This is a genomic window from Bradyrhizobium sp. SZCCHNR1015 (assembly GCF_032489875.1).
Lineage (GTDB): Bacteria > Pseudomonadota > Alphaproteobacteria > Rhizobiales > Xanthobacteraceae > Bradyrhizobium.
In genome coordinates this window covers 510,346-532,040 of record NZ_JAUEYW010000002.1, presented here as the reverse complement: position 1 = coordinate 532,040, position 21,695 = coordinate 510,346, and the positions used below count along the sequence as shown (strand labels likewise).

Annotated in this window: 18 protein-coding genes; 6 read left to right on the top strand and 12 right to left on the bottom strand. The window is 67.0% G+C overall.

Annotated features, from left to right (window positions below):
• Positions 1–123: 123 nt before the first annotated feature.
• Entirely contained in the window at positions 124–621 is a 498-nt protein-coding gene (gene nikR, locus QX128_RS06145; protein WP_316236938.1) for a nickel-responsive transcriptional regulator NikR, read from the bottom strand.
• A 198-nt stretch (positions 622–819) separates the two neighbouring features.
• Between nikR and QX128_RS06140 the strand changes: the two genes are divergently transcribed.
• Both QX128_RS06140 and QX128_RS06135 read left to right on the top strand, forming a co-directional pair.
• The gene (locus QX128_RS06140; RefSeq protein ID WP_316236937.1) at positions 820–3,150 is read left to right on the top strand and encodes a TonB-dependent receptor; all 2,331 of its coding nucleotides are present in this window, start codon (positions 820–822) and stop codon (positions 3,148–3,150) included.
• 527 nt (positions 3,151–3,677) lie between these two features.
• Positions 3,678–4,292 carry a class I SAM-dependent methyltransferase gene (locus tag QX128_RS06135; protein WP_316181692.1) on the top strand — a complete coding sequence of 205 codons (615 nt, stop codon included), beginning with the start codon at positions 3,678–3,680 and terminating at the stop codon, positions 4,290–4,292.
• Between the two features lie 128 nt (positions 4,293–4,420).
• On the opposite strand, the gene QX128_RS06130 is transcribed toward QX128_RS06135, so the two are convergent.
• Entirely contained in the window at positions 4,421–4,687 is a 267-nt protein-coding gene (locus QX128_RS06130) for a hypothetical protein (RefSeq protein WP_315802098.1), read from the bottom strand.
• Positions 4,688–4,967: 280 nt separating this feature from the next.
• The gene (locus QX128_RS06125; RefSeq protein WP_316236936.1) at positions 4,968–6,158 is read right to left on the bottom strand and encodes an extensin family protein; all 1,191 of its coding nucleotides are present in this window, start codon (positions 6,156–6,158) and stop codon (positions 4,968–4,970) included.
• Positions 6,159–6,622: 464 nt separating this feature from the next.
• Here QX128_RS06125 and QX128_RS06120 point away from each other — a divergent pair, with 464 nt between their 5' ends.
• Positions 6,623–7,399, top strand: coding sequence for a DUF2147 domain-containing protein (locus QX128_RS06120; protein WP_316236935.1), 777 nt, complete (start codon positions 6,623–6,625; stop codon positions 7,397–7,399).
• A gap of 78 nt (positions 7,400–7,477) precedes the next feature.
• Here the strand turns inward: QX128_RS06120 and QX128_RS06115 are convergent, their stop codons facing one another.
• Both QX128_RS06115 and QX128_RS06110 read right to left on the bottom strand, forming a co-directional pair.
• On the bottom strand, positions 7,478–8,845 hold the full coding sequence (locus tag QX128_RS06115) for an ATP-binding protein (protein ID WP_316181686.1): 1,368 nt from the start codon (positions 8,843–8,845) through the stop codon (positions 7,478–7,480).
• Complete coding sequence (locus QX128_RS06110; RefSeq protein ID WP_315802094.1) at positions 8,835–9,602, bottom strand: response regulator; 768 nt, start codon at positions 9,600–9,602, stop codon at positions 8,835–8,837. The genes QX128_RS06115 and QX128_RS06110 overlap by 11 nt, the downstream gene beginning before the upstream one ends.
• Positions 9,603–9,832: 230 nt before the next feature.
• Here QX128_RS06110 and QX128_RS06105 point away from each other — a divergent pair, with 230 nt between their 5' ends.
• Genes QX128_RS06105 through QX128_RS06095 form a run of 3 tightly spaced genes read left to right on the top strand, consistent with a single transcriptional unit; the run spans position 9,833 to position 14,587 of the window.
• The gene (locus tag QX128_RS06105; protein ID WP_316236934.1) at positions 9,833–11,308 is read left to right on the top strand and encodes an efflux transporter outer membrane subunit; all 1,476 of its coding nucleotides are present in this window, start codon (positions 9,833–9,835) and stop codon (positions 11,306–11,308) included.
• A 28-nt stretch (positions 11,309–11,336) separates the two neighbouring features.
• Complete coding sequence (locus tag QX128_RS06100) at positions 11,337–12,626, top strand: efflux RND transporter periplasmic adaptor subunit (protein WP_316236933.1); 1,290 nt, start codon at positions 11,337–11,339, stop codon at positions 12,624–12,626.
• Positions 12,626–14,587 carry a MacB family efflux pump subunit gene (locus QX128_RS06095; protein ID WP_316236932.1) on the top strand — a complete coding sequence of 654 codons (1,962 nt, stop codon included), beginning with the start codon at positions 12,626–12,628 and terminating at the stop codon, positions 14,585–14,587. The genes QX128_RS06100 and QX128_RS06095 overlap by 1 nt, the downstream gene beginning before the upstream one ends.
• A 146-nt stretch (positions 14,588–14,733) precedes the next feature.
• Here QX128_RS06095 and QX128_RS06090 read toward each other — a convergent pair whose 3' ends face one another.
• From QX128_RS06090 to cyoA, 7 genes are read right to left on the bottom strand one after another with little or no spacing between them, the layout of a single operon-like run.
• The gene (locus QX128_RS06090; RefSeq protein WP_315802091.1) at positions 14,734–15,267 is read right to left on the bottom strand and encodes a response regulator transcription factor; all 534 of its coding nucleotides are present in this window, start codon (positions 15,265–15,267) and stop codon (positions 14,734–14,736) included.
• Entirely contained in the window at positions 15,257–16,609 is a 1,353-nt protein-coding gene (locus QX128_RS06085; RefSeq protein WP_316236931.1) for an ATP-binding protein, read from the bottom strand. The genes QX128_RS06090 and QX128_RS06085 overlap by 11 nt, the downstream gene beginning before the upstream one ends.
• 54 nt (positions 16,610–16,663) lie before the next feature.
• Positions 16,664–17,488 carry an SURF1 family protein gene (locus QX128_RS06080; RefSeq protein WP_316217747.1) on the bottom strand — a complete coding sequence of 275 codons (825 nt, stop codon included), beginning with the start codon at positions 17,486–17,488 and terminating at the stop codon, positions 16,664–16,666.
• Entirely contained in the window at positions 17,488–17,847 is a 360-nt protein-coding gene (cyoD, locus tag QX128_RS06075; protein WP_315752397.1) for a cytochrome o ubiquinol oxidase subunit IV, read from the bottom strand. The genes QX128_RS06080 and cyoD overlap by 1 nt, the downstream gene beginning before the upstream one ends.
• Positions 17,844–18,473 (bottom strand): cytochrome o ubiquinol oxidase subunit III, encoded by a 630-nt coding sequence (gene cyoC, locus QX128_RS06070; protein WP_316236930.1) that lies wholly within the window; start codon positions 18,471–18,473, stop codon positions 17,844–17,846. Before cyoC ends, cyoD begins: the two co-directional genes overlap by 4 nt.
• Positions 18,470–20,479: a cytochrome o ubiquinol oxidase subunit I gene (gene cyoB, locus QX128_RS06065; protein ID WP_315802087.1), complete on the bottom strand. Its 2,010-nt coding sequence runs from the start codon at positions 20,477–20,479 to the stop codon at positions 18,470–18,472. The genes cyoC and cyoB overlap by 4 nt, the downstream gene beginning before the upstream one ends.
• Positions 20,480–20,488: 9 nt before the next feature.
• On the bottom strand, positions 20,489–21,664 hold the full coding sequence (gene cyoA / locus QX128_RS06060) for a ubiquinol oxidase subunit II (protein WP_316236929.1): 1,176 nt from the start codon (positions 21,662–21,664) through the stop codon (positions 20,489–20,491).
• Positions 21,665–21,695 lie beyond the last annotated feature (31 nt).

Here is a 21,695-nt window from a genome sequence, read left to right as displayed (position 1 = left end):
TGGATCCCGGATCGGCGCGCGCGTACCGCGCGCTTGTCCGGGATGACGACGCAGGTTGGGACTGGCGGTGTTGGCACCGACGCCCAGGTGTTCTGATCGCCAGAAAACTCGCTGAACCCGCTCCTACTTCTTCCCGCTCTTCGTCGCTTGGGAATGCGAATGACTGTGGCTGCTGCTGTGGCTGTGCGAATGGCTGTGCGCGTGTCCATGATCATGCGCCGCCTCGATCGGCATCATCGCGACGTGGCCGTGGCGGACGCCGCGTTCGGCGATGACGTGGTCGGCGAAGGCCTTGACCTCGCGGCGCTCGCCCTTGAGCACGGTGACCTCGAGGCAGCTCTCCTGGTCGATGTGGACGTGCAGGGTCGCCTGGGCGAGGCCGGAATGGTCGTGCGCCTCCTGCGTCAGTCGCTTCGGCAGCTCGCGCGCGGCATGGTCGTAGACATAGCTCAGCGTCGCGATGCAGGGGCGGCTGTCGCTGGCCCCGGCGTCCGCCGTCTCCAGGCCGCTGCGCAACAGATCGCGAAACGCCTCCGAGCGGTTGTCGTAGCCGCGCCGGGCCATGAAGGTGTCCACCTCGGCGAGCAGGTCGTCGTCGATCGTGATCGTCAGGCGCTGCATGTCCCGTCTCCCTGAGCTGCGCGGCAAGCGCCTATCCACCGCATGAGTATGATGTATTCACGTTGACATCATACCGGTGTCACCTTAGCGTTCTTTAACACTCGACAGTGGGGCGATCCAAGCGAGCGTTCCGCGGGCCAACGAAGGCGCGCGGCAATTGACGATGCATGCCCTGTGGCGAGTTCGAGGGGCGTGACGATGCGGTGGCGTGGGGCGAGCGTTGGCGTGCTGATGGCGGCATTGGCGCAGCAGGCAAACGCCCATCCGGAACGAGCCCCTGCCGAGTTGCCAACGGTCGACGTCGATGCCCCTCGACGCACGGCCAAGCCCAAGCCACAGGTCCGTCGCGCGGCGCAGCCGCCGAAGCCGAGCGCGGCCGGTGCGGCTGCGCATGTGATGCCGGCCGCCACGACGGCGGCTGCACCGTCCGGCGCACCCAATGTCGGCTCTGGACTCGCGCCCCCGCAGGGCATGGCGAGCGAGATCGCGATAACCGGCGAGGAGATCAACGCGCGCCCGGCGACGCGTCCCGGCGAGGTGCTGGAGGCGGTGCCCGGCCTGATCGTCACGCAGCATTCCGGCGAAGGCAAAGCCAACCAGTATTTTCTGCGCGGCTACAATCTCGACCATGGCACGGACCTCGCATTGTTCGTCGACGACGTCCCGGTCAACATGCGCACCCATGCGCATGGCCAGGGCTATGCCGATCTCAACTGGTTGATGCCGGAGACGATCGGCCGCGTCGACGTGCGCAAGGGTCCGTATTTCGCCGACGAAGGCGACTTCGCCTCGGTCGGCAGCGTGCATATCGGCCTCGTCGACAGCGTGCCGAAAGCAATCGCGCAGATGACGGCGGGCAGCTTCGGCTATCGCCGCTTCTTCGGCATGGACTCGGTGCATGTCGGCGACGGCCATCTGCTGATCGCGGGCGAAGCCGGCCGCTATGACGGGCCGTGGACCACGCCCGACGATGCCAAGAAGCTGAACGGCCTGATGCGCTACTCGCAGGGCACGGCGACCGCCGGCTTCTCGATCACCGGCATGGCCTATGCGAATCGCTGGACCTCGACCGACCAGGTGCCGGAGCGCGCCATCACCTCGGGAACACTCGGGCGCTACGATTCCGAAGACCCGACCGACGGCGGCAAGACCAACCGCTTCGCGCTGTCGGGCCGCATCGCCGGCACCGACGAGGCCGGCTCCTGGAAGGCCAACGCCTATGCGGTGAAGAGCCAGCTCGATCTCTACAACAACTTCACCTACGCGCTCAGCAACCCGACCTACGGCGACCAGTTTCACCAGCATGACGACCGGCTGATGCTCGGCGCCAACGCATCGCGCACCTTGAACGGCAGCTTTGCCGGCCGGCCAATGGAAACGACGTTCGGCGTCCAGACGCGCTACGATGACATCGCGCTGGCGTTGACCAACACCCGCCAGCGGGTGCTGCTCTCCGACATCGATCCCTTGAGCACCGGCGTCGTTCGCGCCGACAAGGTCGGCGAAGGCAGCGTCGGGCTGTATGTCGAAAACACGGTGCGCTGGACCGACTGGCTGCGCACCACGGTCGGCTATCGCGGCGACTATTATCAGACCCACGTGTATTCGCTGACCAATGGCAACAACACCGGCGATGCCGCAGCCAGCCTCGGCAGCCCGAAGTTCCGCATGGTGATCGGGCCGTTCGACAAGACCGAGTTCTTCCTTGGCGCCGGCTACGGCATGCACAGCAACGACGCCCGTGGCGCGACCACGACCGAGGATCCCGCCGATCCGACCAACAAGCTCGCCTCCTCGCCGCTGCTGGTACGCACCAAGGGCGCCGAGGTCGGCGTGCGTACGCGCATCATTCCGGGACTCGATTCGTCGCTGAGCGTGTTCATGCTCAACCAGGATTCCGAGATCCTGTTCTCCGGCGACGCCGGCGACACCGAGGCGAGCCGGCCGAGCCGGCGCTACGGCTTCGAGCTCACCAACCACTATCGCCCGGCGTCGTGGATCGACATCGATGCCGATCTGGCGATGACGCATGCGCGCTTCGTCGGCGACAACGCCGATCAGGCGGCGGTCTACGCCTCGCTCGCCGGCTACCCGCAGGCCCAGCTCGGCAATGCGCCGGGCAACTACATCCCCAACGCGCCGTCGATGATCGCCTCCGCCGGTATCACGCTCGGCGACAAGACCGGCTGGTTCGGGTCCTTGCGCTGGCGCTATCTCGGCGCGACGCCGCTGACCGAGGACAACTATTTCCGCTCCACCGTGACCAGCGTGTTCAACGGCCGCATCGGCTTCCGCGACGCCAATGGCTGGCGCATCCAGCTCGACGTGCTGAACCTGCTCAACACCAAGGCCAACCAGATCTCCTACGGCTACGGCTCGCTGCTGCCGACCGACCAGCTGTACCAGGCGTGCTACGGCAACGCGCCGACAGGGGTGCCGGCGCAGGTCTGCCAGACCGGCGTCATGGACCGCGTCCTGCACCCGATCGAGCCGCTGACGTTCCGGGTGACGGTGGCGGGGACGTTTTGAGGCCGACCGCTATCGCCGCAACAGCGGTCGACTCCCCTCCCCTTGCGGGCAGGGCGATCGCACATGGTGAAAGAGGCCGGGCGCCCAGTCTTTCCGCGACCATCCTTCGAGACGCCCGCCTTCGGCGGGCTCCTCAGGATGAGGGCCTTTCTCCGCCGCAAAGCTGTTGATCCTCATGGTGAGGAGCGTCGCTCTTGCGACGCGTCTCGAACCATGAGGCCATGAAAGGTCCGCCCGGGAAAACCATATGCGATCGCCCTGCCGCAAGCGAGGAGAGGTCGGATTGCATCGTCAGACGCAATCCGGGTGAAGGGGGTACAGGTCTATCCACCTGCGCTTCCCGTGCGTCTGCCCCTCACCCCAACCCTCTCCCCGTAAAGAACGGGGAGAGGGAGCCCACCGTCCTCGCCGCAAGAGCCTGCGTTACATCTCAGACCGCTCGGATTTCTTCGTGCAGCATTCGCAGCCTGCGACGATATTGCGAACTCATGATAGGATGAGCCTCCTCTGCACCAAACGGCCATACCATGCCCGACCGCGCCAGCCATTGGCAGAACGTCTACACCACCAAGGCCGAGACCGAGGTGAGTTGGTACCAGGACGATCCGGCGACGTCGCTGCGGATGATCCGCGAGGCCGGTGCGACGGCGGCGTCGCGGATCATCGATATCGGCGGCGGCGCCTCGCGGCTGGTCGATGCGCTGCTCGCGGCCGGCTACGGCGCGCTCAGCGTGCTCGACATCTCCGACGCCGCCCTGGCGACGGCGCGCGGCCGGCTCGGCGCCGCGGCGGCCGGGGTGACGTGGATCGCGTCCGACGTCACCACCTGGACGCCGGACGCGCGCTACGACGTCTGGCACGATCGGGCCGCCTTCCATTTTCTCACCGCACCTGAAGACCGCGCCGCCTATGTCGATCGCCTGCGCGCGGCGGTGGTGCCCGGCGGGGCCGTCATCATCGGCACGTTCGCGCCCGATGGTCCGGAGAAGTGCAGCGGGCTGCCGATCGTGCGCTACGACGCCCACAGCCTGGCCGCAACGCTGGGTCCTGCCTTCACGCTCGAGAACAGTTGCACCGAGGCGCATCGCACGCCGTGGGGCGCGACGCAGCAGTTCCAGTTCTGCCGCTTCCGCGCCGGTTAGAGCATGATCCGGAAAAGTGGAAACCGGTTTTCCCTCGCGACAAACGCCGAAGGCGTTTGCGCGGAGAACATGCTCAAACAAGGAGATGAGATCATGATGCGATTCCGTGGAATCGCATCATGATCCAGTCAGCAGCACAGAGGCGGGCCATCCGACACGACGGGAATCTCGATGTCCTTGTCCTCGCTGCGCGCGGCATCGTCCGCGCCGCCAGCCGCGGTCGCTGGCTCCGGCGGCACACGCCAGGGGATCGGCTTCGGCGGCATCCGCTCCAGGCGCTGCGCATCGGCGACGGCGCGGCGGGCGGTCTTCAGCGAGCGGCAGACCAGCACAGCCTGCTCGGCGGTGCCGACCTCGAAGCCCGCCCCAATCGCCTTGATGCGATACGATGCCATCTCCGCCTCTCCCAATCCGGCAGCAACCAGAACCCCGCGCGCCTTGTTCCTGGCGACTGTGGCAGGTCTAGTGTCGGCCAATGGCGGACGGCAAAACTGGTCAACGGACTCCTAATGCGCAGCGCGCGACATCGGCGTTTCCGTTTCGGGGCGGGACAGAGCGCCTTCAGGCGCGGCTGACGGCGAAAGAAATCCACAGCCGCGCACAGCGCGAAGCGAATGGCAAAGAGTGAGGAGATGGTCGGGCCGGGAGATGCGACGCGCTATTCGCCATTGCCACTCAATAGTCCCGGAATTCGTCTTCCTCGTTGATCAACTGACCAATCGACTTGGCTTGCTTGCGCGGCGGGATCGAGCTGGTGACGTCCGGCCCGCGCTGGCCGTAGCCGTAGCGCCGCTGCTGCGCGCGCGCCGCCACCGCCTCGCCGGATTGCGCGGCCGGCTGACAGATCAGGCGGCGGCTGGCGCGGCGCATCAGGTCCACATGGATGTGGTCGTAGTGATAGACGTTGGAGCCCGGCGCCAGCACCGTGGTGAACTGCTGGCACGCGCCGCCCTGGACATCGCGCAGAAAGCCCTGCTCCTCCGGCAGGCCGATCCAGCCGTCCTTGACGGTGATGCGGCGACCGTCGGCGAGCATGAAGGCGGAGATGTCGAGCGCGTTGCCGAAGGCGTGCTCCGAGATGTGCGCACTCGGATTGCCGTTCATGCCGCGGCAGGAATAGGCCGAGATCTGCTTGATCTCGACGACCTTGGTGCCGAACCAGCGCTGCGCCGCCGGCTGCACCGATTCAGCGATCCAGCGGTCCAGCGCCGAGACGATCGGACAGGCGAGCGTCGCGGTCGGCTTCACCGCGACGGGGCCGACGGTGCCGACCGGATCGCGCGACGGTCCGAGCCGCGGCGGTGGTTCCTGCTGCGGATAGGCGGTGCGCCCGGCAGGCTGCCCGCGATAGGGCGCGGCGGGATAGGACGCGTCGGCCGGCTGGTCGACGTCGTCCTCGCCTGCCGGTGGCTCGAGTTGCAGCGGCGCGCCGGGCAGGGCGCCGTAGGACGGCGATGCCGGACCAGGATAGGCCGCGTTCGACGACGGATAGGCCGGCTGCGGCGCGGCCTGTGGCTGATAGGTCGCAGGCGGGGCATAGCGTTGCGGCGGCGGGTTGATCGGCCAGCGCGGCTGGCGGCCGATCGCGGCCGGCGGACGCAGGCTTTCGTCGGCGAAGCCGTAGCTCGCGGTCGATTCGCCGAGCGCCGCCACCTTCAGCGGATAGTCGGCGCCGCACATGCCGGGGCCGGTGATCGGGTCGATGCGGACGATGTCCGCGCTCTCCTTCACCGCGCCCGATTTCAGGCAGGCGATCTCGGCCTCGGCCCGCCACGGCTCGCGCTCCTGGAAAAATCCACGGCCGCAACCCGCAAGCGAGACAAGGACGATGGAGCCGACGAGATACAAACGAACTCCGCGCGTCATATGCAGAGGTTTGCGGCAATTTGCTTAAGGACCTGTCAATGCCGTCCCTTTACGGCACGCAAACCATCGCGACGTGAAAGGCAGTCGTTTTACGGGGAAGCGACAGCCGCGCTGTCTTTTTTGCCGATGCCGATCTTGTATGTGTGGCGCGCGCTCTGCGGAGCGCAGGCGTCAAGAGCCAGCGCACGCCAGGTGCGCGAGCGATGCGAAAACGGGAGCCGTCCCATGAGCCTTGCCGATCGGCTGAGCATGGTGGTCACGTATGTCGTGTTTGCATTTGTCGGCGCGATCATCGTCGGGATGATCTGATCGCCGCGATCTGACCTCGATCGATTGACGGGCCGCGTGCGGTCACGACCGCATCGTCTCTTCGGCTCTTCGGCTGTGACCCTCGTCACAGATCGCGCCATCGCCCGCGTCTAAGAGTTCCCCAGGTTCACGACGCCGTCCGAGGGAGCTCATTCATGAAGACCGTGTATCTGGCCGCAGCAGCCGTTCTGATCGCGAGCAGCGCCGCGCAGGCCGGCAGCTCGATCGCGTTCAATTTCGACGGGCACAAGATCCGTGTCACCGTGCCGCGCAACTGCCAGTCGCTGTCCTGCCTGCAAGTGTCCGGCATCGACCTCAGCGGGCTGAAATCCTCCAAGCTCGACGATGACGATGCGCCGGCGAGCAGCGCGCCTGCGGCCGGCGCTCCGGCCGCGGCGGCGCCGGTGGCGGCCCCGCCGGTCGTCAACACGCCGGCGCCTGCCGCCACCGCGCCGGCCGCGGCTGCACCGGCCCCCGCAGCGCCCGCTTCCGCCGCGCCATCCACGACGGTGCAGATGCCGGTGCCGCCGGCTCCGGTCGCTACGACCGCGCCTGCTCCACAGCCGGCGCCAGCACCCGCGCCGGTCACGGTTGCCGCGGCGCCTGCCGCAGTTCAGCCGGCTCCAGCGCCGGCGCCGGCAGCCGATCCGAACTCGCCGCTCGGCCTGTGGGCCACCGAGGGCGGCAAGGGCAACGTCGTGATCGAGCCGTGCGGCGCCAACATCTGCGGCTTTGCCGAGAAGACGCGGGAGAAGATCCTGATCAACATGAAGCGCAAGGACAGCAAGTGGGTCGGCCGCATCCACGATCCGGACGGCGGCGGCAACTACGACTCCACCGTGGTGCTGAAGAATCCGAGCACGCTGCGGGTCCAGGGCTGCGCCTTCGGCGGCCTGTTCTGCGGCGGCCAGACCTGGAAGCGCGTGAGCTGACCGCCATCCCTCCACATCGGCGAACGCAAAGGCCCCGCCGGGATCAGCACCGGCGGGGTTTCCTGCGCGTGGCGCCCGCTACGCCACCTTGGCGGGGATCGCCGCGGGCATCGCGACGCGCAGCGGCAGCGACAGCCGCACCCGCAGGCCGCGCGGCGCGTTCGGCATCAGCGCGATGCCGCCATCATGCTTCTTCATGATCTCCTGCGCGATCGACAGGCCGAGGCCGAAGCCGCCGGCGGAGCGCGCCTGGTCGAGCTTGACGAATGGCTCCAGCGCGCGCGCCTGCAGCGCCTGCGGAATGCCGGGACCGTCATCGGCGACCTCGATCGCGATCATGCCGTCGGCCAGGGTCGACAGGCTGACCACGACCTCGCTGCCGTGCTTGACGGCGTTCTCGACCACGTTGGTGACGGCGCGCGACAGCGCCCGGGCCCGGCCCTCGCAGACCAGCCGCGACGGTCCATCGAAGCTGACGGCGTGGCCGACATCGGCGAAGTCGCAGCAGATCGTCTCGAGCAGGCTCGACAGCTCGATCCGCGCCGGCTGCTCGGCCTTGGTGTCGTCGCGCAGGTAGTCGAGCGTCTCGTCGAGCATGCGGCTGACCTGGTCGATGTCGCGCAGCATCGCGCTGCGCATCTCGCCCTGGGCGATCCGCTCCGAGCGCAGCCGCAGCCGCGTCAGCGGCGTCCGCAGGTCGTGGCTGATCGCCGCCAGCATCCGCGTGCGGTCGTCGAGCAGCGCGCGGATGCGCGCCTGCATCTCGTTCAGCGCCTCGGCGACCTGGGCGATCTCCCGCGGGCCACGCCGGCTCAGCGGCTCCTGCGCACCCGGCGAGCGGCCGAATGCGGCGGCCGCGCGCGCCATCTCCGACAGCGGCCGGATGATCGCCCGCGCCGCGTAGATCGACAGCAGCACGCCCAGGATCAGGATGAGGAACAGGAACACCGCCGCCGGCTTCAGCACCATCGACCAGAATTCGAGCCGCGGCACGTCGTCGAACACCAGCGCACGCTCGCCGTCGACCTGGACGATGATCTGGGTCGGCGGCGCCGCGCCATAGCCGACGCCGTGGAGCAAGGTGACATCGCGCAGCACGCTGAGCTGGCGGCGCGCCAGCCGCGAGGTCCATGGCACGTCCCTGACCGGCTTGGCGAGCAGCGTCAGCGAGCTCAGCGGCACCAGCTCGACCTGGATGCCGGAGCTGCGCAGGCTCGACAGGCTGCTCTCGACAGCCACGGGGTCGTTCGCGGCGCGGACGAAGTGCACCGCCTCGGCGACGCGCGCGATGCCGTAGGCCGGCGATTCCTGCTCATCGGGCGGATCGAGAAACAAAAGCGCCGCCGCGATCATCAGCACCATGCCGAACAGCACCGACAGCGACGCCAGGGTCACGATCTGCGTGGTGAGGCCGAGGCGCGGGCACGGCTTGCTATCAGGCGTCATCAATGGTCTCGACTCTTGGCGTGAAGACGTAGCCGCCGAGGCGCACGGTCTTGATCAGGGTCCAGCTCCTGGCGCCGGGCTCGATCTTCTGGCGGATGCGGCTGATGTGAACGTCGATGCTGCGCTCGACCGGCCCGGCCTGCCCGCCATGCGCCAGCTCGATCAGCTGCTCGCGCGACAGCACGCGGCCGGCATTGCGGCAGAACGCCAGCAGGATGTCGAACTCGGCGCTGGTCAAGGTGATCTTGACGCGGTCGGGATCGAACAGCGTGCGCGTCGCCGGCTCGATGCGCCAGCCGTCGAACGTCATCGGCGCCTGCCGCGCCGCGATCACGGCGGGGTGCAATTGCGACCGGCGCAGCAGCGCGCGGATGCGCGCCACCAGCTCGCGCGGATTGAACGGCTTGACGACGTAGTCGTCGGCGCCGAGCTCGAGGCCGAGGATGCGATCGATGTCCTCGCCCTTCGCCGTCACCATGATGATCGGCACCGTCGAGATCTGGCGCAGGCGGCGGCAGATGCTCATGCCGTCGTCGTCCGGCAGCATCACGTCGAGCATGATGAGGTCGACCTGCTCGCGCTGCAGGAGGTCGTTCATCGCGGCCGCCGACGACACGAAGCGCGGCGCGAAGCCGTGCTCCTGCAGGAGCTCGGTGAGCAGCGCCGCGATCTCGCGATCATCCTCGACGCAGAGGATCCGCGCGGCGGCCGGCATGTTTGCGTCTGCGGCCACGACGGTATTGTGTGACGACATCATGCGCGGAACATGGTCGATTTTGGCCGAAAAGAACAGCCCGAAGCGACGCGCGATCGTGGCGAAAGTAAGCTGTATTGTTAAGGCGGAAACATTTCTTCACGCGACTTAACCCTGCGCAATCGTTAACCTGCCTAGGCTCTGTGCATCAAACAAACATCAACGGGGAAGTCCTGCGGCGTGGCCGACCAGCCTGCGCGGCCTCCTGTCGAACCGCGATCGTATCAGCCGCCGTGAAGCCCGTCCTGCTCGCACTCTGCCTCGCCACGCCGCTGCTCGCCGGCTGCGCCGTCGGCCCCGACTACGTGACGCCGGAGTTCGGCGTGCCACAACGTTGGAGCAGCGACCGCAACCAGCCGGCGCAGACGCTGAAGCTCGCGCAGTGGTGGCGCAACCTCCACGATGGGCTGCTCGATCAGCTGATCAGCGAAGCGGTCGACGGCAATCTCGACGTCGCCGCCGCCAAGGCGCGCATCCGCGCGGCGCGGGCGACGCAGCGCCAGGCCGTCGGCGCGCTGTTCCCCACCGTGAGCGGCACCGGCACGGCGACGGAGACCCGCAGCGCCGGCAGCACCACGAATGGCATCGCGATCGCTCCGACCGCCTATAGCCAGTACCAGGCCGGCTTCGATTCGAGCTGGGAGCTGGATCTGTTCGGCGCCAACCGCCGCGCCGTCGAAGCCGCCGGCTACGGCGTCGACGCCGCCGAGGACGATCTGCGCGCGACCCTGCTGACGCTGGTCGGCGACGTCGCCTCCAACTACATCGATGCGCGCGCCTATCAGGCGCGCGCGGCGCTGGCGCGGCGCACCGCGGCCTCGCAGCGCGAGACCGCGGCGCTGACCGAGCGCAAGCAGAATGCCGGTTCGGCCTCGGCCGTCGACACCGCCAAGGCGAGCGCGCTGGCCGCCAGCACGGAAGCAACCATCCCGACCTATGAGAGCAGCTATCAGCAGGCTGTGCATCGGCTCGGCGTGCTGCTCGGCCGCGACCCGACGGCGCTGAACCTCCGCCTGTCGCTGGTGACTCCGATCCCGTCGCCGCGCCTGCCGCTGCCCAAGGGCATCCCGGCCGACGTGCTGGTCATGCGCCCCGATGTGCGCAAGGCGGAGCGGCAGCTCGCGCAGTTCACCGCCAAGATCGGACAGGCGACGGCTGCGCTGTACCCGGATGTCAGCCTGACCGGCACGGTCTCGACCACGGCGTTGAAGCTCGGCGATCTCGGCAAGAGCTCGACGATCGGCTGGTCGATCGGTCCGAGCCTGTCGGTGCCGATCTTCAACGGCGGCAAGCTGCAGGCCGCCGTCGAGGTCGCGGAAGCGCAGCGCGACGAATACCACGTCGCCTGGCGCAGCGCGGTGCTGAGCGCGCTCGAGGACGTCGAGAACGCCATCGTGAGCCTCGGCCAGGAGCGCATCCGCATCCGCAGCCTGAGAGAGTCGGCGCGGCGCTATGGCGAGGCCGCACGGCTGTCGCGCTCGCTCTACCAGACCGGCTCCAGCACGTTCCTCGACGTGCTCGATGCCGAGCGCTCGCAATTCACTGCCGAGGACAGCCTGCTCGCGAGTCGCGCCACTCTGGCGAAGAACTACGTGGCGCTGGCCAAGGCGCTCGGCGGCGGCTGGACCGGCGCAGTCGACAGCTCGGTTCCCGAAATCGTCGACGGCGGCACCGGCCCGCATCTCGCACAGGTCGGCGCGCCCAGGTAATTTCCGCAGCCCTTTCGAAGTCAAGGCGATGAACGCACCCCTGCCCCACATGCCCCGACCGTCCGCTACGGAAGACGGCGTCCCGCCGGTGCTGAAGCCGAAGCGTCCGCGCCGCCGGGCTGTGCTGATCATCAGCCTGCTCGTCGCGCTCGCGCTGGCCCTCCTGTTCGTTACCCGGTTCACACGCAATCCGAACGCCAACCTGGTGACGGCGCCGGTCACCCTCGGCGATATCGAGCAGACCGTGCTCGCCACCGGCACGCTGAAACCGGTCAAGCTGGTGGCGGTCGGCGCCCAGGCGTCGGGACGGCTGGTCGCGCTCAACGTCAAGCTGGGACAGAAGGTCAAGGCCGGCGATCTGATCGCCGAAATCGACTCGCTGACGCAACAGAATACGCTGCGCACCAACGAGGCGAGTCTGCGCAACGTCCGGGCGCAACGCGACGAGAAAGTCGCCACCCTGGCGCTCGCCGAGGCGAACCTGGCGCGGCAGCAGGTCACGCTGGCGCAGAAGGCCTCGTCGCGCGCCGACTACGACAGCGCCGAGGCGACCGCGAAGCAGACCCAGGCCCAGATCGCGCAGTTGGACGCACAGATCGTCGAGGCCGAGGTCGCGATCGAAACCGCGCGCGTCAATCTCGGCTACACCAAGATCACGGCCCCGATCGACGGCACCGTGCTGTCGATCGTCACCCAGCAGGGCCAGACTGTCAATGCGGTGCAGTCGGCGCCGACCATCGTCGTGCTCGGCCAGGTCGAGACCATGACGGTGCGCGTCGAAATCTCGGAGGCCGACGTCGTCCGGGTCCGGCCGGGACAGAACATCTACTTCACCATCCTCGGCGATCCCGACCGCCGCTACGAGGCCACGCTCGGCACGATCGAGCCGGCGCCGGAATCGATCAAGAGCGATTCGAGCTTCTCCTCGAGCTCGACCACGACATCGAGCAGCAGCAGCACGTCGTCATCATCCACATCGTCGGCGATCTACTACAACGGCGTGTTCGACGTCGCCAATCCTGAGGGACGGCTGATGACCTACATGACGGCCGAGGTCCACATCCTGCTCGGCGAAGCGCGCAACGTGCTGACGATCGCCTCGTCGGCCCTGGGCAATGCCAATCCGGACGGCAGCTACAACGTCCGCGTGCTCAATGGCGCAGGCGCGCTGGAGAAACGCGCGGTGCGGATCGGCCTCAACAACAAGATCAGGGCCGAGGTGCAGTCCGGCCTGCGCGAGGGCGAGCGGGTCGTGATCTCGGCGCCCGAGCAGGGCACGAAGCAAACCGTGATGCCGCCGCCGCCTGGAGGCGCATGATGACCGAGGTCCTGATCGACCTGCAGAATGTCGGACGGTGCTACGCGTCCGGCGAAGGCACGGTCCACGCTTTGCGCGGCGTCGACCTCCGGATCGCGCGCGGCGAGATGGTGGCGATCATCGGCCAGTCGGGCTCCGGCAAGTCGACGCTAATGAACATCCTCGGCTGTCTGGACCGTCCGACGTCCGGCAGCTACCGGATCGCCGGACGTGAAATGAGCTCGCTCGATCCGGATGAGCTGGCGGCGCTGCGGCGCGAGCATTTCGGCTTCATCTTCCAGCGCTATCATCTGCTCGGCGAGCTCACTGCCACCGAGAATGCCGAGGTGCCCGCCGTCTATGCGGGGCTTGGCCCGTCGGCCCGGCGCCGCAAGGCCGAGGCGCTGCTGCAGCGGCTCGGCATGGGCAGCCGCACCGATCACAGGCCGGGACAGCTCTCCGGCGGGCAGCAGCAGCGCGTCTCGATTGCCCGCGCGCTGGTCAACGATCCCGACGTGATCCTCGCCGACGAGCCGACCGGTGCGCTCGACCGCGCCAGCGGCGAGGAGGTGCTGCGCATCCTCGACGAGATCAGCGCCTCCGGCCGCACGGTCATCATCGTCACGCATGATGCCGGCGTCGCGCAGCGCGCGCGCCGCATCATCGAGCTGCAGGACGGCCGCGTCATCTCGGACAAGCCCAATCCACTTTCGCCCGGGCCGGCGGCTGCAGCCGCGGCCGAGGACGCCGGATCGCCGGCGCCGTCATGGTGGCGCAGTCATCTCGACCGCTTCCGCGAGGCGGCACGGATGGCGCTGCTCGCCATGAATGCGCACCGGCTGCGCGCCTTCCTCACCATGCTCGGCATCATCATCGGCGTCGCCTCCGTCGTCATGGTGCTGGCGCTCGGCCGCGGCTCGCAGGCGCGGGTGCTGGAGAACATCAACCGGCTCGGCACCAACACGCTGGAATTCTTTCCCGGCAAGGATTTCGGCGACACCCGTTCCAGCAAGATCAGGACGCTGGTGCTCGCGGATGCCAAGGTCATGGCTGAGCAGCCTTACGTGGATGCGATCTCGCCGACGGTCTCGACCACCAGCACCTTGCGGTTCGGCGCCGTCGAGGTCAGCGCCCAGATCTCGGGCGTCGGCGAGCAGTATTTCCGCGTCAAGAACACCGAGCTCGCGGAAGGCAGCTATCTCGATGCCGACACCGTGCGATCCTACGCCCAGGACGCCGTGATCGACGACAATGCGCGCAAGGCGCTGTTTCCGGATTCCGACGTCAGTCCGCTCGGCAGCGTCATCCTGATCGGCAAGGTGCCCTGCCGCGTCGTCGGCGTCACCAAGCAGCAGCAGGCCGGGTTCGGCTCCAGCTCCACGCCGATCGTCTATCTGCCTTACACCACGGTGCAGGCGCGCTTCCTCGGCAACCAGGTGCTGCGCAGCATCAGCGTCCGCGTCGACGAGGCGACGCCGATGGCGGCGGCCGAGCGCGCCGCGACGGCGCTGCTGACGGCACGGCACAACGCCAAGGACTTCTTCGTGCTCAACACCGACGACATCCGCAAGACCGTCGAGAGCACGACGCAGGTGCTGACCCTGCTGGTGGCGGCCATCGCCGTGATCTCGCTCTTGGTCGGCGGCATCGGCGTCATGAACATCATGCTGGTGTCGGTGTCCGAGCGCGTCGGCGAGATCGGCGTGCGCATGGCGGTCGGCGCGCGGCGCAGCGACATCCTGATGCAGTTCCTGATCGAGGCCGTGCTGGTCTGCCTGCTTGGCGGTGCGCTGGGCCTGGCGCTCGCGGTCGGCTTCGGCACGGTCTTCAACGCGCTCGACGTCGGCTTCCAGCTGATCTATTCGCCGCTGGCCATGGTCGGCGCCGCGGTCACGTCGATGGCGATCGGCATCGGCTTCGGCTACATGCCCGCCCGCGGCGCCTCGCGGCTCGATCCGGCAGCGGCGCTGGCGAGGGAGTAGGTTGAGGCGTGCAAGAGCGAACGGCAGAGTAGGTGCTCGCCACGACGGTAGTGCGCTCCCTCTCCCCGTTCTTCACGGGGAGAGGGAGCCTGCCACGCTCTGCCGAACTAGCTGCTTTCCATCGCTGCGAACGACAGCAGACCATCCTACTTCACCGGGCGCTTCTCCAGCTTGCGCGCCAGAGTCCGGCGATGCATGCCGAGCCTTCTTGCGGCTTCGGAGATGTTGAAGTCTGTCTCGATCAGGGTCTGGTGGATACGCTCCCACTCCAGCGTCTTGATCGAGGTGGAACGCTCGGCCAGCGCCACTTGCGCATTGCCCTGCGCCTTGCGGAACGCTTCCTCGATATCGTCGGTGTTCGACGGCTTGGCGAGATAATGGCAGGCGCCGAGCTTGATCGCCTCCACCGCAGTGGCGATGCTGGCAAAGCCCGTGAGCACCACGATCAGCATCTCCGGATCATGCGCGTGCAGCTTCTCGACGCAGACGAGGCCTGAGGCGCCGCCGAGCTTGAGATCGACGACGGCATAGCCGAACGTCTTCTCCTTGACGGCCTGGTCGACGTCCTCGAGCGACGCCGCGATCACGGCCTCGTAGCCGCGCCGCTCGAACGAGCGCTTCAGGGTTCGTGCAAAACCGTCATCGTCCTCGACGATCAGGAGAGACATGTCATTCGCCATCGCGCTCTCCAATCACAAGCGTCGACAACGGCAGCGACAGCCGTACGGTCGCCCCACGTCCCCGGTGGTTCCAGGCCGAAACGCTGCCGCCCAGCTTGCGGATCACGTTGACCACCAGGAACAGGCCCAGACCGCGCCCCGGGCGGCCCTTGCTCGACTGATAGGGACGTCCGAGCTGGCCCAGCATCGCCGGATCAAAACCCGGCCCGCGATCGCTGACGCTGAGCAGCAGCTGATCGCCGTCCCGTTCGGCGACGAACTCCACCCACTCGCGCGAGACTTCGAACGCGTTGTCGAGCACGTTGACGATCGCCTGCTTCAGCGCGACGTCGGAGACGATCGTCGGATCCGAGCCGAACTCGTTGCGGAACGTCAGATTGCGCGCCGAGCGCGCCGCGCTCCATTCGGCGACCAGCGTCGTCAGGAACGCCTTCAACGTCGTGGGCGCCGAGCCTTCGCCCCGCGCCTGGCCGGCCGAGACCAGGATGTCAGTCACGATCGACTTGCAGCGCTGCACCGCCGCTTCCATTTCGGTGAAATCCTCCGCGAGCGTCGGATCGTCAGAGATCGCGGTCATGCGCCGCCAATCGTTCAGGATCACCGAGATCGACGCCAGCGGGGTCCCGAGCTCATGCGCGGCACCTGAGGCGAGCAGGCCCATGCGGATGATGTGATCCTGCTCGACGGCGTGCTGGCGCAGATCGGCGAGCTTGGCGTCACGCTCGCGCAGGTTCCGGTTGATCCGGGTGACGAACACGACGAGCAGCACGGCGTCGAGCACGAAGCCGACGAACATGCCGGTGATGTGCAGGGTGAAGGCATCGCTGACGTGATGCTGCGGCAGTTGCAGCGGGCGGTACTCGATGGTGAGCCAGATGAAGCTGAGCACCGTCAGTGCGACCAGCGACCAGGACGAGCGCGCATCGAGCAGCACGGCCCCCAGCGTGACCTGCAGCAGATAGAGGCACGTGAACGGATTCGACGCACCGCCGGTGAGATAGAGCTCCGATGTCAACGCCACCACGTCCAGCATCAGGGCGATCAGCAAATGGCGATTGCCGACGTCGTCGCGCCTGCGCAGCCAGATGTGGCTGGCGACGTTGAGCGCCACCAGCGCGCAGATGATCGCCACCATCGGCAGCACCGGCAGCGCGATGCCGAACCAGGTGGTCACGAAGCCGATGGTGACGATCTGGCCGACCACGGCGATCCAGCGCAGCTGGATCAGCAGCACCATGTTCTTGCGGTTGGTCGCGTCCCTGGTCGGCAGCGGCGCGTTGATCTCGGGTGTGGCGATCGCGGCCACGGCTCCGAACGGCAGGTTGGGCGCCTCGCTTCTCATGAGGCCACGTCCGGTCTCCGCCGCCAGAACGGGAAGCTTCGATCCCTCAACACGTCACCCCGCATCCACCCATGTCCTGCCGCCGCTGATCCCATTCCACATCCTGCGCCGCCGGCGCTTCGGGTCACGCTGCGCGCGGCGGAGCCGCTGCAGCCCGGCGCCGGCCAGCATGAGAGCCAATGTAAACCAGGTGAGCGCGTAAACCAGATGGTTGTTCGGAAACGAGATCACGGTGAGTCCGCCGATCGGAAGCCCGCCGGGATTCGGGGTCGCATCGGCATCGACGAAGAATGGCGCGACGTCGGACAGACCGCGCGCCGCCGCGATCGCCCCGACGTCACGTGAATACCAGCGATTCCCCGCGGGATCGTTGTGGCGCAGGAAGCCGCCGCCCGGCTCGGAGAGCCGCAGCAATCCCGTCACGCTGACCGTGCCATCCGGGTTCCCGGCGCTGCGGCTTGCGCGGGCGCGGCGATCCGCGGGCACGAAGCCACGATTGACGAGCACGGTGCCGCCGGCGGTCCGCAGCGGCGTCACCACCCAATAGCCGGAGCCCTCGACCGTCAGCGCCTGCACCAGCGTCTCGCGATCGTTGAGAAAGCGGCCGCTCAGTGTCACCCGCCTGTACTCGTCATCGCTGCGATTGATCGCCGGCCAATCCGCCGGGCCCGGCGCCGGCACAGGTTCGGCATGAACGCGGCGCTCGACGCGATCGATCAGGTCGAGTTTCCAGGCCCGCCGCTCGATCTGCCAGACGCCCAGCGCCAGCAGAATCGCGACGCACGCAACCCACGCCGCGCCGATCGCGAGCCGCAGCGCGCCGGATCGCCCGCGGCCGGCCTCATCGCGTTCCCCTGCCCCGTCGGCAGGAGCCGACATCACGGCGTCTGGCCCATCTCGTGCACCGGCATCATGTTGGTGGTCAGGTGATGCATGACCCAGAGCGAGCCCGAGAGCGCGATCACCACCATGATGATGGTGAAGATCAGCGCCATCATGGTCCAGCCGCCCTCGGCCTTGGTGTTCATGTGCAGGAAGAAGATCATGTGAACGACCACCTGCACGGCCGCGAACGCCATGATGATCAGCGCGGTTGCCTGCTTGTCGAGCGAGCCATTCATCACCAGCAGAAACGGAATCGCAGTGAGGACGACGGAGGCGCCGAAGCCAATCAGCTGGCCGGAGCGCGTGCCGGCATGGTCGTCGGCCGAGCCGTGCGCGTGTGCATCAGAGCTCATCGCAGCATTCCCATCAGATAGACGAAGGTGAAGACACCGATCCAGATCACGTCGAGGAAGTGCCAGAACATGCTGAGGCAGACCAGCCGGCGGCGGTTGGCCTCGATCAGGCCGTGGGTCCTGACCTGCACCATCAGCGTGGCCAGCCAGACCAGACCGAACGTCACATGCAGGCCGTGGGTTCCAACGAGCGTGAAGAACGACGACAGAAAGGCGCTGCGTTGCGGCGTCGCGCCCTCATGGATCATGAGCGCGAACTCGGTCAGCTCGATGCCGAGAAAGGCGAGGCCGAACAGCCCGGTCACCACGAGCCAGGCCTGCATCGCGCCGACGCGATTCTGCTGCATCGACAGCATCGCGAAGCCATAGGTGAGCGAGGACAGCAGCAGGAACGAGGTGTTGACCGCGACCAGCGACAGGTCGAACAGGTCCTTCGGCGCCGGACCAGCGGCATATTTGGCGCCGAGCACGCCATAGACGGCGAACAGGATCGCGAAGATGAGACAGTCGCTCATCAGATAGATCCAGAAGCCGAGCATGGTGCTGCTGCCTTCGGCGTGCTCGTGCTCGTCGACGACGTAGAAGACCGGTTCCCCCGCCTTCATCGTGCCCATCGCGACCGTCATGACTTGGCTCCTGCCGCGAGCAGCTCGGTGCGCGCACGCTCGGCGCTGACGACCTCATCGGCCGGGATGTGGAAGCTGCGGTGATAGTTGAAGGTGTGGCCGATCGCGACCGCGAGCAGCGCGACGAAGCTGCCCGCCGCCATCCACCACATGTACCAGATCAGGCCAAACGCCATGGTGGTGCTGAGCGCTGCCAGGATCACGCCGGTGCCGGTGTTGCTCGGCATGTGGATCGCCTTGAAGCCGGCGAGCGGACGGGTGTAGCCACGGCGCTTCATGTCCCACCATGCGTCGTTGTCGTGGACGACGGGCGTGAAGGCGAAGTTGTAGGCCGGCGGCGGCGACGACGTCGCCCACTCCAGGGTGCGCGCATTCCAGGGATCGCCGGTGACGTCGGCGAGCTGCTCGCGGCGCAGGATGCTGACCGCGATCTGGATCAGGAAGCTCGCGATGCCCAGCAGGATCAGGAACGCGCCGATGCCGGCGATCACGAACCAGATCTGCAGGCTCGGATCGTCGAAGGTGCGCAGGCGACGCGTCACGCCCATCAGGCCGAGCACATAGAGCGGCATGAAGGCAAAGTAGAAGCCCACCGTCCAGAACCAGAACGACAGCTTGCCCCAGAACGGATCGAGCCTGAAGCCGAACGCCTTCGGGAACCAGTAGGCGATGCCGGCGAACAGGCCGAACAGCACGCCGCCGATGATCACGTTGTGGAAATGCGCGACCAGGAACAGGCTGTTGTGCAGCACGAAGTCGGCCGGCGGCACCGCGAGCAGCACGCCGGTCATGCCGCCGATCACGAAGGTCAGCATGAAGGCGACCGTCCACATCATCGGCAGCTCGAAGCGGATGCGGCCGCGATACATCGTGAACAGCCAGTTGAACATCTTCGCGCCCGTCGGGATCGAGATGATCATCGTGGTGATGCCAAAGAAGGAGTTGACGCTGGCCCCCGACCCCATGGTGAAGAAGTGGTGCAGCCAGACCAGATAGGACAGGATGGTGATGACTACGGTGGCGTAGACCATCGAGGTGTAGCCGAACAGCCGCTTGCCCGAGAAGGTCGAGGTCACCTCGGAGAAGATGCCGAACGCCGGCAGGATGAGGATGTAGACCTCGGGATGGCCCCAGATCCAGATGAGGTTGACATACATCATCGGATCGCCGCCGAAATCATTGGTGAAGAAGTTGGTGCCGACGTAGCGGTCGAGCGACAGCAGCGCCAGCACCGCTGTCAGCACCGGGAAGGAGGCGACGATCAGGACGTTGGTGCACAGTGACGTCCAGGTGAAGACCGGCATCTTCATCATGGTCATGCCGGGGGCGCGCATCTTGACGATGGTGCAGATCAGGTTGACGCCGGATAACAACGTTCCCACGCCGGCAACCTGCAGCGCCCAGATGTAATAGTCGACGCCGACATCCGGACTGTAGGACAGGTTCGACAGCGGCGGATAGGCCAGCCAGCCGGTGCGCGCGAACTCGCCGACGAACAGCGAGCACATCACCAGCACGGCGCCGGACGTGGTCATCCAGAAGCTGAAATTGTTGAGGAACGGGAACGAGACGTCGCGGGCGCCGATCTGCAGCGGCACGACATAGTTCATCAGGCCGGTGACCAGCGGCATCGCCACGAAGAAGATCATGATCACGCCATGGGCCGTGAACACCTGATCATAGTGGTGCGAGTTCAGGTAGCCTTCGGAGCCATTGAAGGCGATCGCCTGCTGCAGGCGCATCATCAGCGCATCGGCGAAGCCGCGCAGCAGCATGACGATGCCGAGCACCATGTACATGATGCCGATGCGCTTGTGGTCGACGGTGGTGAACCACTCTTTCCAGAGATAGCCCCACAGCCGGAAATAGGTGATCGCGCCAAACAGCGCGAGACCGCCGAGCGCGACCATGGCGAAGGTGCCGACGATGATCGGCTCGTGCAGCGGCAGCGACTCCAGCGTCAGCCGGCCGAAGATGATCTTTGTGAGCTCTGCTGTATCGAACATGATGGACCCTCACGAATCCGACTTTGAGGTTGGCCCCGTGATGAAGGATGCCTTGGACGGCCGCAGCAGGCCGGGCCGCGCCAGCCCGCGCCCCTGCAATGGCGTCCAGTCCAGCGGCGCCAGCACGGTCGGCGAAGAGTCCTCGGCCATCCGCGTGACCTGATCGCCCGGCAGGCAGACGCCGCCGGCAACGAAGCTCGGCTCGGTGCCGAACACGGCGCCGCGGCCGGCGAACTTGTCATAGGCGAGCGGCAGCGTGTTGCGCACGCCGGCCATGCCCATGCCGCCCTGCGCGTCGATCGCCATCATCTCGCTCATGCACATCTTGCCGGGCTCGACGCACATGTTGAGGATGGCGCGGAACAGGTCGCTGTCAACCGAGGCATAGTGGCGAACCGGTTCATTGGCGCTCGGACGCTCGAGCGCAAGATAATCCTGCTTGTTGAGCTCCTGCCCACTCGCCTTGGCCTTGTCGACCCATCCGGCGAAGTCCGCATCCGACAGGCCACGGAAAGCGAAGCGCATGCCGGAGAAGCCGGAGCCGCTGTAGTTGGCCGAGAAACCGCGATAGACGCCGGGCTTGTTGATGACGGCGTGCAGCCGGCTCTGCATGCCCGGCATCGCATAGATCTGGCCGGCGAGTGCCGGAATATAGAACGAGTTCATTACCGAGGACGAGGTGATCCTGAAATCGAGCGGCCGGTTCACGGGAGCTGCGAGCTCGTTGAGGCTGGCGATGCCGTATTCGGGATAGATGAACAGCCACTTCCAATCGAGCGCGACGACGTCGACCTCGAGCGGCTTGTCCTGCGGCGTCACCGCGCGCTCGGCGGAGATGCGTCCGAGCGTTCGATAGGGATCGAGCAGATGCGTGCCCATCCACGTCACCGCGCCCAGGCAGATGATGATCAGCAGCGGCGCCGCCCAGATCAGAAGCTCGAGCTGGGTGGAGTGGTCCCAGTCCGGCGTGTAGGTCGCCGCCTTATTGGACTGGCGGTAGCGCCATGCGATCATGGCCGTGGCCGCCATCACCGGGATCACGATCAGCAGCATCAGTACGGTGGCGATGATCACGAGATCGCGCTGCTGGGCGGCGACGTCGCCGGAGGGCGCGAGCACGACCAGATTGCAGCCTCCGAGCGCGAGCCCCAGCGGCAGCATGCCTAAGAATTTCCAGTAACGCACGCTCAACCTCGTCGCACGGCGGATCTCTGAA

What these genes read in the sequence shown, in the direction of transcription:
- cyoB (WP_315802087.1), bottom strand. Translation starts at nt 20,479, where the DNA reads ATGTTCGATACAGCAGAGCTCACAAAGATCATCTTCGGCCGGCTGACG.
- QX128_RS06130 (WP_315802098.1), bottom strand. Translation starts at nt 4,687, where the DNA reads ATGGCATCGTATCGCATCAAGGCGATTGGGGCGGGCTTCGAGGTCGGC.
- QX128_RS06095 (WP_316236932.1), top strand. Translation starts at nt 12,626, where the DNA reads ATGACCGAGGTCCTGATCGACCTGCAGAATGTCGGACGGTGCTACGCG.
- nikR (WP_316236938.1), bottom strand. Translation starts at nt 621, where the DNA reads ATGCAGCGCCTGACGATCACGATCGACGACGACCTGCTCGCCGAGGTG.
- QX128_RS06110 (WP_315802094.1), bottom strand. Translation starts at nt 9,602, where the DNA reads ATGATGTCGTCACACAATACCGTCGTGGCCGCAGACGCAAACATGCCG.
- QX128_RS06100 (WP_316236933.1), top strand. Translation starts at nt 11,337, where the DNA reads ATGAACGCACCCCTGCCCCACATGCCCCGACCGTCCGCTACGGAAGAC.
- cyoC (WP_316236930.1), bottom strand. Translation starts at nt 18,473, where the DNA reads ATGACGGTCGCGATGGGCACGATGAAGGCGGGGGAACCGGTCTTCTAC.
- QX128_RS06090 (WP_315802091.1), bottom strand. Translation starts at nt 15,267, where the DNA reads ATGGCGAATGACATGTCTCTCCTGATCGTCGAGGACGATGACGGTTTT.
- QX128_RS06140 (WP_316236937.1), top strand. Translation starts at nt 820, where the DNA reads ATGCGGTGGCGTGGGGCGAGCGTTGGCGTGCTGATGGCGGCATTGGCG.
- QX128_RS06135 (WP_316181692.1), top strand. Translation starts at nt 3,678, where the DNA reads ATGCCCGACCGCGCCAGCCATTGGCAGAACGTCTACACCACCAAGGCC.
- cyoD (WP_315752397.1), bottom strand. Translation starts at nt 17,847, where the DNA reads ATGAGCTCTGATGCACACGCGCACGGCTCGGCCGACGACCATGCCGGC.
- QX128_RS06085 (WP_316236931.1), bottom strand. Translation starts at nt 16,609, where the DNA reads ATGAGAAGCGAGGCGCCCAACCTGCCGTTCGGAGCCGTGGCCGCGATC.
- QX128_RS06115 (WP_316181686.1), bottom strand. Translation starts at nt 8,845, where the DNA reads ATGACGCCTGATAGCAAGCCGTGCCCGCGCCTCGGCCTCACCACGCAG.
- QX128_RS06125 (WP_316236936.1), bottom strand. Translation starts at nt 6,158, where the DNA reads ATGACGCGCGGAGTTCGTTTGTATCTCGTCGGCTCCATCGTCCTTGTC.
- QX128_RS06120 (WP_316236935.1), top strand. Translation starts at nt 6,623, where the DNA reads ATGAAGACCGTGTATCTGGCCGCAGCAGCCGTTCTGATCGCGAGCAGC.
- QX128_RS06080 (WP_316217747.1), bottom strand. Translation starts at nt 17,488, where the DNA reads ATGTCGGCTCCTGCCGACGGGGCAGGGGAACGCGATGAGGCCGGCCGC.